Origin of the sequence: Pantoea sp. MQR6, assembly GCF_022761075.1 — a bacterium.
In the GTDB taxonomy this organism is placed as follows: domain Bacteria; phylum Pseudomonadota; class Gammaproteobacteria; order Enterobacterales; family Enterobacteriaceae; genus Pantoea; species Pantoea phytostimulans.
The window spans coordinates 21007-37407 of sequence record NZ_JAKYXB010000006.1; the positions used below are offsets into that span (position 1 = coordinate 21007).

General features: G+C 52.0%; 15 protein-coding genes. 7 read left to right on the forward strand and 8 right to left on the reverse strand.

Annotation, left to right across the window (positions count from 1 at the left end; translation table 11 throughout):
• The first annotated feature begins 174 nt into the window (after positions 1–174).
• Entirely contained in the window at positions 175–1011 is an 837-nt protein-coding gene (locus MUG06_RS19080) for a dienelactone hydrolase family protein (RefSeq protein WP_243079702.1), read from the forward strand.
• A gap of 51 nt (positions 1012–1062) precedes the next feature.
• Here MUG06_RS19080 and metE read toward each other — a convergent pair whose 3' ends face one another.
• Positions 1063–3333, reverse strand: a complete 2271-nt coding sequence (gene metE / locus MUG06_RS19085; RefSeq protein WP_243079703.1) for a 5-methyltetrahydropteroyltriglutamate--homocysteine S-methyltransferase — start codon at positions 3331–3333, stop codon at positions 1063–1065.
• 144 nt (positions 3334–3477) lie between these two features.
• Here metE and metR point away from each other — a divergent pair, with 144 nt between their 5' ends.
• Both metR and MUG06_RS19095 read left to right on the forward strand, forming a co-directional pair.
• Complete coding sequence (gene metR, locus MUG06_RS19090) at positions 3478–4404, forward strand: HTH-type transcriptional regulator MetR (RefSeq protein ID WP_215847969.1); 927 nt, start codon at positions 3478–3480, stop codon at positions 4402–4404.
• Between the two features lie 82 nt (positions 4405–4486).
• Entirely contained in the window at positions 4487–4966 is a 480-nt protein-coding gene (locus MUG06_RS19095; RefSeq protein ID WP_243079704.1) for a DUF1456 family protein, read from the forward strand.
• 115 nt (positions 4967–5081) lie between these two features.
• On the opposite strand, the gene MUG06_RS19100 is transcribed toward MUG06_RS19095, so the two are convergent.
• Positions 5082–5942 (reverse strand): carboxylate/amino acid/amine transporter, encoded by an 861-nt coding sequence (locus MUG06_RS19100; RefSeq protein WP_215847970.1) that lies wholly within the window; start codon positions 5940–5942, stop codon positions 5082–5084.
• Positions 5943–6307: 365 nt separating this feature from the next.
• Here MUG06_RS19100 and glpT point away from each other — a divergent pair, with 365 nt between their 5' ends.
• Positions 6308–7648 carry a glycerol-3-phosphate transporter gene (gene glpT / locus MUG06_RS19105; protein WP_243079705.1) on the forward strand — a complete coding sequence of 447 codons (1341 nt, stop codon included), beginning with the start codon at positions 6308–6310 and terminating at the stop codon, positions 7646–7648.
• A gap of 50 nt (positions 7649–7698) precedes the next feature.
• On the opposite strand, the gene yigL is transcribed toward glpT, so the two are convergent.
• Together yigL and pldB are read right to left on the reverse strand one after the other, a co-directional pair.
• Positions 7699–8499, reverse strand: a complete 801-nt coding sequence (gene yigL, locus MUG06_RS19110) for a sugar/pyridoxal phosphate phosphatase YigL (RefSeq protein WP_243079706.1) — start codon at positions 8497–8499, stop codon at positions 7699–7701.
• 55 nt (positions 8500–8554) lie between these two features.
• Positions 8555–9547: a lysophospholipase L2 gene (gene pldB / locus MUG06_RS19115; protein WP_243079707.1), complete on the reverse strand. Its 993-nt coding sequence runs from the start codon at positions 9545–9547 to the stop codon at positions 8555–8557.
• 113 nt (positions 9548–9660) lie between these two features.
• Here pldB and rhtB point away from each other — a divergent pair, with 113 nt between their 5' ends.
• Positions 9661–10284, forward strand: a complete 624-nt coding sequence (gene rhtB, locus MUG06_RS19120) for a homoserine/homoserine lactone efflux protein (protein WP_215847973.1) — start codon at positions 9661–9663, stop codon at positions 10282–10284.
• Positions 10285–10343: 59 nt separating this feature from the next.
• On the opposite strand, the gene rhtC is transcribed toward rhtB, so the two are convergent.
• From rhtC to pldA, 3 genes are read right to left on the reverse strand one after another with little or no spacing between them, the layout of a single operon-like run.
• Positions 10344–10967 carry a threonine export protein RhtC gene (rhtC, locus tag MUG06_RS19125; RefSeq protein ID WP_243079708.1) on the reverse strand — a complete coding sequence of 208 codons (624 nt, stop codon included), beginning with the start codon at positions 10965–10967 and terminating at the stop codon, positions 10344–10346.
• 12 nt (positions 10968–10979) lie between these two features.
• Complete coding sequence (recQ, locus tag MUG06_RS19130; RefSeq protein ID WP_215847974.1) at positions 10980–12806, reverse strand: ATP-dependent DNA helicase RecQ; 1827 nt, start codon at positions 12804–12806, stop codon at positions 10980–10982.
• 24 nt (positions 12807–12830) lie between these two features.
• Positions 12831–13709: a phospholipase A gene (pldA, locus tag MUG06_RS19135; protein WP_215847975.1), complete on the reverse strand. Its 879-nt coding sequence runs from the start codon at positions 13707–13709 to the stop codon at positions 12831–12833.
• Between the two features lie 195 nt (positions 13710–13904).
• Between pldA and MUG06_RS19140 the strand changes: the two genes are divergently transcribed.
• The gene (locus MUG06_RS19140) at positions 13905–14375 is read left to right on the forward strand and encodes a thioesterase family protein (RefSeq protein ID WP_243079709.1); all 471 of its coding nucleotides are present in this window, start codon (positions 13905–13907) and stop codon (positions 14373–14375) included.
• A gap of 54 nt (positions 14376–14429) precedes the next feature.
• Positions 14430–15335, forward strand: coding sequence for an EamA family transporter RarD (gene rarD, locus MUG06_RS19145; protein ID WP_215847977.1), 906 nt, complete (start codon positions 14430–14432; stop codon positions 15333–15335).
• On the opposite strand, the gene MUG06_RS19150 is transcribed toward rarD, so the two are convergent.
• On the reverse strand, positions 15300–16358 hold the full coding sequence (locus MUG06_RS19150) for an AbrB family transcriptional regulator (RefSeq protein ID WP_243079710.1): 1059 nt from the start codon (positions 16356–16358) through the stop codon (positions 15300–15302). The genes rarD and MUG06_RS19150 overlap by 36 nt on opposite strands.
• Positions 16359–16401 lie beyond the last annotated feature (43 nt).

Here is a 16401-nt window from a genome sequence, read left to right on the forward strand (position 1 = left end):
TTGAGTTTAAGTAATCCCGCACTGCTACAAGCTGTACTGTGAAGCCAGTCAGCGCAATGTTAAAGAGGTAGGTGATTTTATCTGTTGCTGACTCTGTTACCCCTTGTCTGGTCCGCGCGAAATCTGGCCAGGCTATAGTTACGTGATTGCGCTATTGCTTGCACGGAGAAAACAATGAAAACCGAAGATAATATGGCACAAAAATCAGCGGGAGGCGGCTTTGCACCTGCAGTGCAGCCGACTGCTTCTACGACCATTTTTACTGAAAGCCCCGACATTCAATTCGGCGAAACCTCAGTCCCAAGCCAGGGCGAGAACATGCCTGCTTTTTTTGCCAAACCCAAAGGTGCTGAAGGCCCATTGCCGGTCGTGCTCGTCGTGCAGGAAATTTTTGGCGTACATGAACATATTCGCGATATTTGCCGCCGTCTGGCGCTAGAGGGTTATCTGGCGGTTGCACCTGAGCTCTATTTTCGCGAAGGCGACCCGAACGAGTACACCGATATTCCCACGCTATTTAAAGAACTTGTGAGCAAAGTGCCCGACACACAAGTGCTCGCCGATCTCGATCACGCGGCCAATTGGGCAGCGCGTAACGGCGGTGATATTCGCCGGATGGGCATTACCGGCTTCTGCTGGGGCGGTCGTATCAGTTGGCTTTACGCAGCACATAATCCACAGTTGCGTGCCGCCGTGGCGTGGTATGGCCGCGTAATGGGAGACAAAACCATGAAGCAGCAAAAACATCCAATTGATATTGCTGTCGATCTTTCCGCGCCGGTGCTGGGTTTATATGGCGGGCAGGATGAGAGCATCCCCCTGGAAAGCGTGGAGCAGATGCGTCAGGCGATACATGCTGCAAATGCCAAAGCTGAAATCATCGTTTATCCCGAAGCAGGCCATGCTTTTAATGCCGATTATCGACCCAGCTACCACGCAGAGTCAGCCAAAGATGGCTGGGCGCGCATGCTGGCCTGGTTTAAACAATACGGTGTTGCGCCATCCGCTTAACCAATAAAAAGGGGGCGCCTGAGCGCCCCAAAGATTCAACTCAACACACCTTTACACTTTTTCACCACGCAGGTTTTTCGCTGCTGTGACCATGTTCGCCAGCGCTTGGCGCGTTTCGGTCCAGCCACGCGTTTTCAGGCCGCAATCTGGGTTCACCCACAGACGCTCTTCTGGAATACGCTTAGCCGCCTTCTGCAACAGCGCTTCTATCCATTCAACGCTTGGTACATTTGGCGAGTGAATGTCATACACGCCTGGACCAATTTCGTTCGGATATTCGAAGTCTCTAAACGACTCCAGCAGATCCATATCTGAACGTGAGGTTTCGATGGTGATCACGTCCGCATCCAGCGCCGCAATAGAATCCATGATGTCGTTGAACTCGCAATAACACATGTGGGTGTGAATCTGCGTGTCGTCTTGCGCTACGGCAGCATTCAGACGGAAAGCATCAACGGCCCATGTCAGGTATGCAGCCCAATCAGATTGATGCAGCGGCAGACCTTCGCGCAGTGCGGGTTCGTCGATCTGGATGATGCCGATACCCGCCTTTTCCAAATCGACTACTTCATCACGCAGCGCCAGCGCAATTTGCTTAGCGATGGTTTCACGCGTCACATCTTCACGGGGAAATGACCAGCAAAGAATGGTTACGGGACCGGTCAACATGCCTTTTACCGGCTTGTCCGTCAGTGATTGCGCATACTTCGCCCACTCAACGGTGATCGCTTCAGGACGGCTTATGTCACCAATGATTACCGGCGGCTTAACGCAGCGAGAACCGTAACTTTGTACCCAACCGTTTTGTGTAAAGACGAAGCCATCAAGATGTTCACCGAAATATTCGACCATGTCGTTACGTTCAGCTTCACCGTGCACCAGTACGTCCAGACCTAAGCGCTCTTGCTCAACAATCGCCTGCTTGATGTGCCCGGCAATGCCGGTGCGATAGTGGTTGCCATCCAGACGACCCTGTTTGAAATCCAGACGCAGGCCACGAATCTCTGTGGTTTGCGGGAAAGAACCGATGGTGGTGGTTGGCCAGGCTGGAAGGTTAAAGCGTTGACGCTGTGCCTTAGCACGCTCGCCATAAGGGCTTTGTCGTTCACTATCCTGCGCGGTGATCGCTTGCAGACGTTGACCCACTGCAGCGTTGTGTACACGGCTAGAGTGAGCACGAGCACGAATCGGCGCGCTCCAGGCTTCCAGCGAGGCGGCATCATCATTATTTAATGCCTGACTCAGCAGTGAAAGCTCAGCACATTTCTGTAGGGCAAAAGCAAACCAGCTTTTCACTTCTTCATCCAGACGTGTTTCCACGCTCAGATCAATCGGACTGTGCAGCAGTGAACAGGAAGAGCCGATCCACAATTGCTCACGCTGACTCACCAGCGGTTGCAGGCGTTTAAACCAGCTACTCAGATCAGCACGCCATACGTTGCGGCCATTAATCACGCCGAGCGAAAGTAACCAGGAAGCAGGAAGTTGCTGGTTCAGTTGCTGAATGTCATCACGACCGTGAACCAGGTCAACGTGCAAACCCTGTACCGGCAGTTCACGAATCACATCAAGATTCTGACTAATACTGTCGAAATAGGTCGTTAGCAGTATTTTGCTTTGGCCTTGCAGCACAGCGTAAGCCACTTTAAAAGCGTCGCGCCAGGCCTGCGGCAGTTCCAGTGATAGCGCAGGCTCATCAATTTGCACCCACTCAATACCACGCTTAGCCAGCTCATCCAGAACCTGCTTATACACCGGCAGAATATCGTCCAGCAGTGATAAACGATCAAATTGCTCGCCCTTGACTTTACCCAGCCACAAATAGGTCACCGGACCAAGCACTACGGGTTTGATTTTATGGCCCAGTGACAGCGCTTCGTCTACTTCATCCAGCAGCTGCGTCCAGGTCAGTTTGAACTGCTGACCTTGAGTGAATTCCGGCACCATATAGTGATAATTGGTGTTAAACCATTTGGTCATTTCAGCGGCTGCAGCCGGTTCGCCGGTCGGTGCACGGCCACGTCCCAAACGGAACAGCGTATCGAGATCAACTGAACCCTCTTTGTTCTGGTGACGAGCAGGCACGTTGCCCAGCAGCAAGCTGGTGGTCAAAACATGATCGTACCAAGCGAAATCGCCAACCGGTAGCAGATCCACGCCGGCATCTTTCTGTTGTTGCCAGTGACGTGCACGCAGCTCGCGGCCCACTGCCAGTAACGCTTCCTGGCTGCTGTTACCCGCCCAGTAGCTTTCCTGCGCTTTCTTCAGTTCACGACGCAGACCAACACGAGGGAAGCCGAGAGTATGGTTCAGAATGGTCATTTGCTGTTCTCCAGATATTCTTTCTCTTTGGCTTGAAGCTGGCAGCCAAAGATGTTTAGCCGTCCAGATGTTTACACCGCTATATTCTGCGGGTACTGTATGTTCCTCAAGCGCAATTTGTTCATTTCGATGTGAAGGACTCTCATGATCGAACTCAAGCACCTGCGGACGCTTCAGGCTCTGCGTAATACTGGCTCGCTGGCTGCTGCTGCTGCCCAGCTTCATCAGACGCAATCTGCGTTGTCACATCAGTTCAGCGATCTGGAACAGCGGCTGGGATTCCGCCTGTTCGTCCGTAAAAGTCAGCCGTTGCGATTTACGCCGCAGGGAGAAATTTTATTGCAGCTGGCTGAGCAGGTTCTGCCGCAAATACAGCAAGCGCTGCAAGCCTGCCATGAGCCGCATCAAACCACGCTGCGCATCGCAATTGAATGTCACAGCTGTATTCAGTGGTTAACACCTGCGCTGGATAATTTCCGCCAAAGCTGGCCGCAAGTGGTAATGGACTTCAAATCTGGCGTCACCTTTGATCCGCAACCCGCCCTGCAACAAGGCGAGCTGGACGTGGTGCTGACGTCCGATATCCTGCCGCGCTCTGGCCTGTTTTATTCACCGATGTTTGATTTTGAAGTCCGCCTTGTTCTGGCGCCGGATCACCCGCTGGCGCAGGTTGAGCATATTTCGCCAGACGATCTCGCTGACGAGGTATTAATGATCTATCCGGTGCAGCGACAACGCCTTGATATCTGGCGTAACTTCCTACAACCCGCCGGCGTCAGCCCGGCACTGAAAAGCGTTGATAACACGTTGTTGTTGATTCAGATGGTGTCGGCGCGCATGGGCATTGCCGCCTTGCCACATTGGGTGGTTGAGAGTTTTGAGAAACAGGGATTGGTGGTAACTAAAACCTTGGGTGATGGATTATGGAGTCGGCTTTACGCCGCCGTACGTGACGGCGAGCAGCGCCAGCCGGTGCTGGAAGCCTTTATTCGTTTCGCTCGCCAGCACGCCTGTGAGCATCTGCCGTTTGTGCGCAATGCCCAGCTTCCGGGTACCGTACTGCAACGCTAATCAATCGCCACAAACCTGCGCGAGCGCGGGTAAAATCCCCTATAATGCGCAGCCTGTCGACTGACCATAAGAAGATTTCACCATGACTAACAATGATATTCTGCGCAGCGTGCGCTACATGCTCAATTTGAGCGATGCCAAAGTGGTGGCGATTTTTGCGCTGGCAGGTTGCGATGTGCCAGAAACCGATGTGCAGACGTGGTTAAAAAAAGATGACGACGCCGCGTATCGTCCCTGTCCTGACGTGTTGATGGGTTATTTCCTTAACGGGCTTATTTTCCATCGCCGTGGCAAAAGTGAAGATATGCCAGCGCCTTCCATTGAGCGCAAAATGAACAACAACATCTTTATGAAAAAACTGCGCATCGCTTTCGATTTGAAAACTACTGACATTTCTGACGTACTGAAAAAGGCTAACTTCACCGTTTCTCAAGCTGAAATTGGCGCGATCTTCCGTAAACCTGATCACAAAAACTACCGCGAGTGCGGCGATCAGATTATGCGTAATTTCCTGAAGGGACTCGCGATGATTCATCGTCCAAAGACGGGTAAACCGGCTTAAGTTCGCCTCACGCTCATTGCAAAAATATAACGGCGAAGCCCTGAGTAAAGGCTTCGCCGTTTTTACGTTGCTGCTTCGCCTTTTCGACGAAAAGCCGCCTGGCCACAATCAATAATTATGTCGGACTCTTTCCAATAACCCAGCGTTTATGCACCCATAACGAGGCAATAATTACCGCTGCCCCCGCGATAAAACTCGGCCAATGCGGCTGCTGCTGCCAAATCGCCAGATTCACCAGTAATCCAGCCGGCACATGCATATTGTTCATGATGCCCAGCGTGCCTGCATCGACCTGCGTTGCGCCATAGTTCCACATGAAATAACCCAGACCCGAGGCTGCTACGCCTAACCACACCAGAATGCTCCACTGCAGCGAAGTCGTCGGTAATTTATTCGGATTTCCCCAAATGCACCAGGCGATCGCGGCAATCAGCACCGCGCCAAGATAGAACCAGGAAAAGGCGGTGTGTTGCGGCATTGGACGCGTTTCTTGCAGGCGTTTGTAACCCACCATGCCAGCCGCAAAACAGATATTTGCCAGCTGCACCAGCAGCAGACCAAACCAGAAATTTTCGCTGACTTTGTCGTAACGAATAATCGCTGCACCCGCTACGGCCAATAGAGCGCTAAAGATATAGCCGATACGCAGTGGACGCTTGCTTATCACGTCATAAATCAACGTGACATAGAGCGGCGTCATCACCGTGAACAACAAAAATTCTGACACGCTGAGATAGAGATAGGCTTCGAAACTGATCAAATACATGATGCCGAGCTGCAACATGCCCACCAACATATAAAGCAACAGCGTTGAAGGGCGATAACCACGCCAGCGCAGGAAGGGTAAAAACACCAATGCCGCCAAAGCCAATCGCATTAAAACTGAGAACCAGGTATCCACCTGTCCCGCCAGATATTCGCCAATCAGGCTGAATGAAAAAGCCCAAAGTATGGTGGTAACAATCAATAACAGCACGCTAACGACCCCGATATAAACGAAGTGGCCAGTGTAAACAATGTGCTTTGATAAGGTTGCGCTATTTGGTTTACAACTGAGTATTAATGGAGCAATCAAACCTTTGCTTGCTGTTTTGTAAACCCTTTACACTTCAATGAAAATCCATCACTTCATGCCCTCTCGATAAAACGCGCGTAATGATCCATTTTTTGGATTTAAACGCGCTTTGCTGTCACAAAACTGTAACAAATGCGCGATTCATCACAGTAACGCTACGCAACCATTATTATTCTGTGCGCGAAATGGAACACCAGAGTAAATCTTATTTTTATAATCCACGTTGCTGGGAACGAAAACCATAATGCGCCCGGAGGGCCACTCCTATGCTGAGTATCTTTAAACCCGCGCCCCATAAGTCGCAGGTTGCTGACGAATATATCGATCCGCTTTACCGCCGCCTGCGCTGGCAAATTTTCATTGGCATCTTTTTTGGCTACGCCGCTTACTACCTCGTCAGAAAAAACTTCGCTCTCGCCATGCCTTATTTGGTAGAACAAGGATTTTCCCGTGGCGATCTGGGTTTCGCGCTTTCCGGTATTTCCATCGCGTATGGCTTTTCCAAATTCATCATGGGTTCCGTTTCGGATCGCTCGAATCCACGCGTTTTCTTACCGGCTGGATTGATTCTGGCTGCGGCTGTGATGCTGATAATGGGCTTTGTGCCTTGGGCAACGTCCAGCATCATGGTGATGTTTGTGCTGCTGTTCGTGTGTGGCTGGTTTCAGGGAATGGGCTGGCCACCGTGTGGTCGTACTATGGTGCATTGGTGGTCGCAAAAAGAGCGCGGCGGCATTGTTTCGGTGTGGAACTGCGCACATAACGTGGGCGGCGGCATTCCTCCACTGCTTTTCCTGCTCGGCATGGCTTGGTTCAATGACTGGAAAGCGGCGCTGTATATGCCTGCTTTTGGTGCGATTGCGATCGCAATTATTGCTTTTGCTTTAATGCGCGACACGCCCCAATCCTGTGGTTTACCGCCTATTGAAGAGTATAAAAACGATTATCCGGTGGATTACGACGCCAGCCATGAAGAGGAACTCACGGCTAAACAGATCTTCATGAAGTATGTTTTACCCAACAAACTGTTGTGGTACATCGCATTGGCTAACGTGTTTGTTTATCTGCTGCGTTACGGCATTCTTGACTGGTCACCGACTTACCTCAAAGAGGTCAAACATTTCAGCCTGGATAAATCTTCCTGGGCTTACTTCTTATATGAATACGCTGGCATTCCCGGCACCCTGCTGTGCGGCTGGATGTCAGATAAAGTCTTCCGTGGCAATCGTGGTGCAACCGGTGTGTTCTTCATGACATTGGTGACCATCGCTACAGTGGTTTACTGGCTAAATCCGCCAGGTAATCCCGGCATTGATATGGCTTGTATGATCGTTATCGGCTTCTTGATTTACGGCCCGGTAATGCTGATTGGCCTGCATGCGCTGGAGTTGGCACCGAAAAAAGCGGCAGGCACAGCGGCAGGTTTTACGGGTTTATTCGGCTATCTGGGCGGTTCGGTTGCAGCCAGCGCTATCGTGGGTTACACGGTGGATTATTTCGGCTGGGACGGTGGATTTTTAGTGATGATTGTCGGCTGTGTGTTAGCAGTGATTCTGCTGCTGCTGACAATGGTCAGCGAACATAAACACAAAAAACAGTTGGCCTGAGTCGACACAAAAAAGGCCGGTTAACCGGCCTTTTTCTTTCAAACGTTTATCTATGATAAAAACAGAGCGCGCAAGGTTTGCGGCACAGCGTCCTCGACATTACTGCCAATCACTTCGACTTCAGGCAAGGTATCTTTTAAACGCTGGGCAGCATTCAGCATGATGCAGCTTTTGCCCGCCATACTCAGCATTTCAACATCATTCATGCCGTCCCCAAAAGCGATGCACTCTTTCAAGGAGTAGTTGAGCAGCTTTGACACCGCTTCCAACGCATGGCCCTTGGAAACGCCGCCCGCCATCACTTCCAGGCACGTCGGCAGCGAGAAGCTAACGTTAACGCGGTCGCCCCACCGTGCTTCAATCGCCTGCTCCATGGGAATCAGATGCTCAGGATTTTCACAGGTAAAAAAGACCTTGCTGATACCGTCGGTTGGCAGCATGCCTGGCTCGTAAACCTGATAATTGAACACCGATTCGCGGAAATAATCTTGTTCTGCCGGGCGCGAACGGCTAACAAACCATTCGTCGTCACGATAAACGTGCGTCAGAATTTCAGGGTGATGATATTGCAGGCCGTAAAGATCGCCCGCGATGTCCTGATCCAGATTGTGACTAAAGATCAGTTCACCATCGGCATTGTGAACACGCGCACCGTTAGACGTGATCATGTAAGCCGGGATACCCAGTTTATCGCGCATCTGACCAACATCAATGTGATGGCGGCCCGTAGCGAAAACGAAGTGAATATTGCGTGCCACCAGTTGTTGCAATGTTTCGCGAGCAAACGGTGTGATGCGATGTTCGGGAGAAAGCAGCGTGCCATCCAGGTCGGATGCAACGATGTAATACATGAAAACCTCGGGTATTTAATTCAGGTGGCTGCAGCCAGCAAGGTAAATGAAAGAGTTAGCAGTGGGCTGAAAAAAAGTCGACCACGGCGTTCAGCGCTTCGGCGCGCATTTCGTCTTTTTCAAACAAGATCTCATGCCGCGCACCTTCTATAACTAGCGGCTTATCGCCTGCGCATGGATGACCTGCAGACGCCATCGCGGCGCAGAAGAGATCCTGCGAACGGTTATCGACGACACGATCGTCGCTGGCTTGTAACAGCAGCACCGGCGTCGTGATTTTATCGGCCTGACTAATAATGTTACGTCCGGCATGAATCCCTTCGCGAACCCAATGATAGGTGGGCCCGCCGACGCGAATCGCCGGATCGTCAGCGTAAAAACGCAAATTACGGCGATAACGTTCCGCGCTGTGTGTCAGGCGGTTAATGCCAAACGGATGCGCTCGCCAGCGTCCTGTGCCTAGTGCATAACCATCGCGCAGGGTCGGGCGTTTTTCAGCCCAATCAAGAATACGGTGCGCCATCCACTCCGGTAACGGCAAGGCAATACCGAACATCGGGGCAACCAATGCCACACCGTGAAAAGCCTGCGGCTGACGCGCCAAAAACAGCGTCAAAATTGCGCCGCCCATAGAGTGCGCTAAAGCATAGCGCTGTTGATAATGGCCACCAACGATCTCTTTTAAGTAGAGCGTTTCCAAATCATCAACGTAGTGGGTAAATTCGTCCACATGTCCACGATGCGAATCTTCCAGTAAACGATCCGATCTTCCCTGACCACGATGATCGAGAATGATCACATCGAAACCGCAATGAAACAGATCGTACGCCAGCTCGGGATATTTTACGTAACTCTCGATGCGGCCCGGCACAATCAAGATAACGCGCTTATGTTGCGGCGAGGTGAAGCGCACATAGCGCAAAGTCAGGTTTTCTACCCCAATAAACTCACACTCTTCTCGGCCGTGCCAAAAATCCAGTAAAGGCCCGGTTGCAAAGGCGGCAAATGCTTTTTCACGCCGAAGCCAACTGGCTTTGTGTTGATTCATTCACCCTCCTGTTTGCCCTGAAAAAGAGTCTGATTCGCCGCGTGTCGCCCATAGCGCCGCGCTTATTTCTGGCGTATTGTGTCACACTTCCGTCGATACAGGGAACGTAACCCATGACCATCGAATGGTGGCTGACCTATCTTCTCACCACCTCAATTCTCAGTTTATCGCCAGGTTCTGGCGCAATTAACACCATGAGCACGGGCATCAGTCACGGCTATCGCGGGACAGTTGCCTCGATAGCGGGCCTGCAGCTTGGGCTGTCGCTGCACATTGTTTTGGTGGGCGTGGGTCTCGGCGCACTGTTTTCTCAATCGCTGCTGGCGTTCGAGATGTTGAAATGGGCTGGCGCCGCTTATCTGGTTTGGCTTGGCATACAACAATGGCGCTCCGCCGGTGCCATTGATCTCAATGCGGTTTCTAAAGCCATGCCGCGACGCCGTCTGTTCAAACGTGCCGTGTTGGTGAATCTCACCAACCCGAAAAGTATTGTGTTCCTGGCCGCGCTGTTTCCGCAGTTCATTCTGCCGCATCAGCCACAGCTGGCACAATTTCTGGTGCTGGGCATCACCACAGTGGTCGTCGATATCATCGTGATGATTGGTTATGCCACCTTAGCGACACGCATTGCCGTGTGGATTAAGGGGCCAAAGCAGATGAAATTGCTGAATCGTCTATTTGGTGGGATGTTTATGGCCGTTGGTGTGTTGCTGGCCAGCGCGAGAAAGATTGCCTGATTTATCCTGCTGAATATTGCCCAGCCCGTTCGGGAGTGAACGGGCAAGCAAAGCCGTTCTTACCGCGAAATAATCAAGTGAATGCCGAATCCAGCAAACAGTACGCCTGCCATACCATCTATCCATTTCGCTAAACGCTGATACCTGCTACGCATCCACGGCATGGCAAAAATAGCCGCTACCAACGCAAACCACGCAAACGTCTCGCCGATGATCAGCAGGAATAACCCCCAGCGCTCCATCGCGCCGACATCATTACCAACAAACAGCGAGAACACGCTGCCGAAGTAGATGATCGCTTTCGGATTCGAAAGGTTAGTAAGAAAACCTTTCAGGAAGCTCATGCCTTTTTTCGGCAGCGCGACCGTCGGCTCAGAGGGCTGAGGCTGCTTGTGGCGCTGGCGTGCTGAGCACATCAGCTGCCACCCCATCCACAGCAGATAAAGACCGCCGCCGACCATAATGATCTGATGCAGCCAGGCCATTTTTTCCAGAATCAGATGCAAGCCCATCAGCGCCACACCCGCCCAGATTACAATACCTAGCGTGATACCAAACACACCCATCATCGCCTCTTTACGTGAGCGACTGGCGGCAGTTTGAGAGACAAAAAAGAAATCCGGGCCAGGGCTCATCAGTGCAACCAAATGAACCAGCGCAACGGTAGCGAATAACAACAACATAATTAGCGTCCTTTACTCTTCATCAAGATGTTCTTTAATCATCACCAAAAATGGCTTACCAAAACGCTCCAGCTTGCGTTGACCTACACCGTTGATGCTTAACATCTCTGATGCGCTCACCGGCATCTGTTCTGCCATTTCAATCAGCGTTGCATCGTTGAATACCACGTAGGGCGGGATGTTCTCTTCGTCGGCAATGGCTTTACGCAGCTTGCGCAATTTGGCAAACAGCTTGCGATCGTAATTGCCGCCATGAAATTTCGCTGAGCTATTACTCTTGGGTTTGGCAGTAATCAGTCGCGGTACCGCCAGCATCAACGGTACTTCACCGCGTAATACCGGTCGCGCCGCTTCCGTCAGCTGCAAAGCGGAATGCATGGCAATGTTTTGCGTCACAAATCCCAAATGGATGAGCTGACGCAGCACGCTGACCCAATGCTCATGGCTGTGATCTTTGCCGAGTCCATAAACCGGTAATTTATCGTGGCCCTGTTCGCGAATACGCAGATTGTTTGCCCCACGCAGCACTTCGACAATGTAACCCATGCCGAAACGCTGACCGACACGATAAATACCTGACAACGCTTTTTGCGCCTCAACTAAACCGTCATACCGCTTAGGAGGATCAAGGCAGATATCGCAGTTGCCGCACGGCTGCTGGCGACCCTCGCCAAAGTAATTAAGCAGCACCAGACGGCGACAGGTTTGTGCTTCTGCAAACGCATTCATCGCATTCAGCTTGTGCCTTTCAATGTCCTGCAATGGACCGGGTACTTTCTCTTCCAGACATTTACGTAGCCATGCCATATCAGCCGGGTCGTACAGCATCATCGCTTCTGCCGGCAACCCATCACGCCCGGCACGACCGGTTTCCTGATAATAGGATTCGATATTGCGCGGAATATCGAAGTGCACCACAAAACGTACGTTGGGCTTGTTGATTCCCATACCAAACGCCACCGTGGCGACCACTATTTGTAAGTCGTCACGTTGGAACGCTTCCTGCACGCGAGCGCGCTGTTCACTGTCGATGCCTGCGTGATAGGCACCTGCGCTCAGGCCACGGCTCTGCAAACGCGCAGCGGTGTCTTCAACCTTTGCTCGGCTGTTGCAGTAAATGATGCCGCACTTGCCTCGCTGATCCTGGACGTAACGCAACAGCTGCTCGGTGGGTTTGAATTTTTCCACCAGCGTGTAGCGAATATTGGGACGATCAAAGCTGCTGATCTGGATAAGCGGATCGTGCATGTGCAGCAGGTTAATGATGTCATTACGCGTGGTTTCGTCGGCGGTAGCGGTCAAGGCCATTACCGGCAAATCGGGAAAGCGCTGACGCATTTTTCCCAATGCACCATATTCCGGGCGGAAATCGTGGCCCCATTGCGAAATACAGTGTGCTTCGTCAACAGCCAACATTGCTGGCTGCCAGTGCGCCAGACTGTCGAGGAAGTTATCCATCATCAGGCGCTCTGGTGCGATATAGAGCAGCTTAATGCGGCCAGTACGGCAATCTGCCATTACCGCTTGCTGCTGCTCACGCGTCATCGTCGAATTCAGGCAAGCCGCCGCCACACCGTTTGCCAGCAGCTGATCCACCTGATCTTTCATCAGTGAAATCAGCGGCGATACCACCAGCGTCAGCCCTTCCTGCACCAGCGCGGGGATCTGATAACACAGCGATTTACCGCCGCCAGTAGGCATCACCACCAGACAATCTCGCCCGTTCAGCGCTTCATTAATAATGCTTTGCTGACCGGGACGAAACTGCTGGTAGCCGAAAGTATCTTGTAATACTTGCTGTGCCAGCGCTTCCTGATTAAGAACTGCCGAGGTTGCCACGCTATTCCTGCTTTAAGTCGTTGGTCAGAAGAGGTCGTTCAGCGTCACGCCGACACCAATACGCGTCTGGCGATGATCGTAGTCGATCAGCGATTCACCATAACCGCTAAATAATTGGGTGTAAAAACGCACGTGTTCCGTGATGGGATAACTCCAACCCAACTGCGCGCCACCGAAGCCGGAGTTCCAGTTGTAGTTACCTTCCATACTGAAAATACTGTCGCCCATCATATAGCCGAGTTTGAGACGGTAATAGCCCATATATTTGGTGATATCGGGGTTATCATCGCGGCTGCTGCTTTCCGGTAAACGGTACCACGGCTTCACTTCGGCGAGGAAGTTGCCGTTTTGTGCCATCAGGCGGGCATACAGACGGTTCCAGCTACGCGAAGTGGGATCGCTGCGACCATTCGATTGATGGTTAAAGCCCATTTCAACATCACGTAACGTCCAGCCTGCGAACGAGTAATCGGTCGCCCAGCCAAGGAAAATTTGCGGTTCGTAGTTGGTTTCACGAAACGGAGCAGACTGGCTTTGGTTCGACAGCTGCCACCATGAACGTTGTGTATAAGATGCACCCAGCACCGAGTTGTCACCCAAAATCCCGCGCCACAGCGGAAAGGCCAGGCTGAGCTGGAACTTCACTTCATCTTTACGCGCTTCTTTGGCCCAATTGTAAGAGGAGATCGCCTCTTTATTGATATCACTGGTATAGGTATAGAGTAGATAGTTGCTCTCATACGGATACAGCACAAACGGGTTATCATGTTTTTCCAACATGTTCGCAATAATGCTGCCGCGAACCTGCGGTACGTCATGGATCTCTTTAACCGTGGCTTCTTCTGCTTGCGCCAAAGTAGGAAGTAACAACGTTGCCGCCAACAAGGCGCGATGCTTACGCATAAAATTCTCCGGTGAAACGCTGCGTATTTGAAAAGAGCGGTGTGGGTGTCTTAAAAAGCAGGCCATTCTACACGCAAATGGCGCTTAATATGAGCGCTGATTTCCTAAACTGGAAAGCCTCTCGCTAGCGGCATAGAATACACATCTCATTAACATTTGGGCGCCACGTTAGCGTTATTTTTCAGGAAAAAAACCATGTCATCAGTACTGCTGACTCAGCAGGAAGCGCGCCGTCTTATCGGCGAAATTTTTGTTTATCATATGCCCTTTAACCAGGCGTTAGGACTTGAGCTGGAACGACTGGAGCCAGATTATGCGGAGCTGAGTTTCGCTAATAAAACCATGCTGGTGGGTAACGCTGCTCAGGCAATTTTGCATGGCGGCGTTATCGCTTCAGTGCTGGACGTTGCAGCAGGCATGGTTTGTGTGAGCAATGCTCTGACTCGTCAGGAAAGTATCGGCGAAGATGAGTTGCGTCAGCGTCTGTCGCGCATGGGAACCATTGATATGCGCGTGGATTATTTACGGCCTGGGCGCGGTGAACGATTTACCGCCACCAGCAGCCTGTTGCGCGCCGGTAATAAAGTGGCGGTCGCACGCGTTGAGCTGCATAACCAGCAAGGCGATTACATCGCCACGGCAACCGCGACCTATTTGATTGGATAACTTATACGACGTGCAAGCGTCGCCGTTTTTTGGATAGTCGTTTTCGGAAGGTCTATGGATACGCAACAAACGCGCCAGGGCATTGGCTTTGCTCTTGGCGCTTATTTTATTTGGGGCATCGCACCCGCCTATTTCAAACTGGTAAAAGAAGTCCCACCGACTGAAATCATGACGCATCGGGTGATCTGGTCTGCACTGTTTATGTTGCTTTTGATCACCCTAAGCCGCAGTTGGGGAGTCGTTCGCGGTGTATTACGTCAGCCCAAAAAAGTGCTGATTTTAGCGGCCACCGCGCTGACTATCGGCGGCAACTGGCTGCTGTTCATCTGGGCGGTAAATAATCAGCACATGCTGGAAGCCAGCCTTGGCTACTTTATTAATCCGCTGATCAACGTGGTATTTGGCATGCTGTTTCTGCGCGAGCGCTTCCGTCGTCTGCAATGGCTGGCGGTATTTCTGGCGACGCTGGGTGTTGTCGTGCAGCTGTGGCAGTTTGGATCGCTGCCCATTATCGCGCTGGGCCTGGCCTTGAGCTTCTCTTTTTACGGTCTGGTGCGTAAAAAGATTCAGGTTGATGCGCAGAGCGGAATGTTGATCGAAACGCTGTGGCTGTTTCCGCTGGCGGCAATTTACCTGTTTGGTTTTGCCGACAGCAGCACCAGCCATTTGGGCGCGAACCCAATGAGCCTGAATATAAAGCTGATTGCAGCCGGTATTATTACTACCATTCCGCTGATGCTGTTCGCCGCCGCGTGTAGTCGCCTGCGCCTTTCCACCGTCGGCTTTTTCCAGTATCTCGGTCCAACGCTGATGTTTTTACTGGCGGTGCTTTTTTATGGTGAAACCATCACGCCAGATAAAATGGTGACTTTTGGTTTCATCTGGCTGGCACTGCTGGTGTTTGTCTACGATGCGGTTTCCACCTCAATTCGCGCTCGCTCGCGTGTGGGCGTAGCGTGAAATAAAGCGGGCTAATGCTGGGCCGGTCAGCAAAATGGTGAACAAGCGCAGCGTTTGTAACGCCATCACAAAAGCAATATCGACCCGGCTACCCGCCGCGATGATCGCCACCGTATCAAGCCCGCCGGGGCTGGTGGCGAGATAGGCTGTCATCAAATCAATGTGTAATACCCGCGTGAGCATCCAGGCTAAACCGCCACACAACAGCATCAGCCCGATGATTGAGATGATCATTTGCGGCAAAGTCCGTAGCGCCAATAAAAACACCGGTCGGGTAAAGCGCAGGCCGACGCTCCAGCCAATCAACGCATACGCCAGCGCCAGTAGCCATTCAGGCACCTGCAACAGCGCGACACCGGTTGAGTGCAGAGCGGCACCGACCAACGCAGGCAGAAGCAGCGCACCAGAAGGAATACGCAGCCGGGTGCCGAGCCATGCGCCAGCAAACATCACGCCGAGCGTGACCCAAAACCCCTGATTCAGCGGCGGGAACCAGAGCAGCTCAACACTGTGCGCGGTATCACCCAGCCCTATACGCGCCACAATCGCCGCCGCCGTGGCGACAAAAAGTACGCGTAAATATTGCATGAAAGCCACCAGACGGACGTCCGCGCCAAAATCCCCCGCCATTGCGACCATCGCAGAAGCGCCACCGGGCGACGATCCCCATGCACCCGTTGGTCCGGGTAAATGGCTAAAACGCACCAGCAGAAAACCAGATAAACCGCTAGCGGCCAGCGTCAACACTAATACCGCTAACACGATCGGCCAGTCTTGCAGCAGCGGCGTCAGGATGGATGGCGACAGGCTTTGCGCAATCATGCAGCCCAATACTGCCTGCGCCAGCAGGAAAAAACGCTTATTGATACGTAGCGTTGCGCCTGACAATCCCATTACCACGCCGACAATCATCGGCCCAAGCAACAGCGCGGCAGGAACATGAAAATAGTGGAACAGCGCACCCAATAAAATTGACGCGAACAGCAGCAAAGTCCATTGCGCGCGCAACGAGAGAGAATCCATAAGGGAGAAATGTATTGAGGAAACGAGGATTTAGATTACGCAG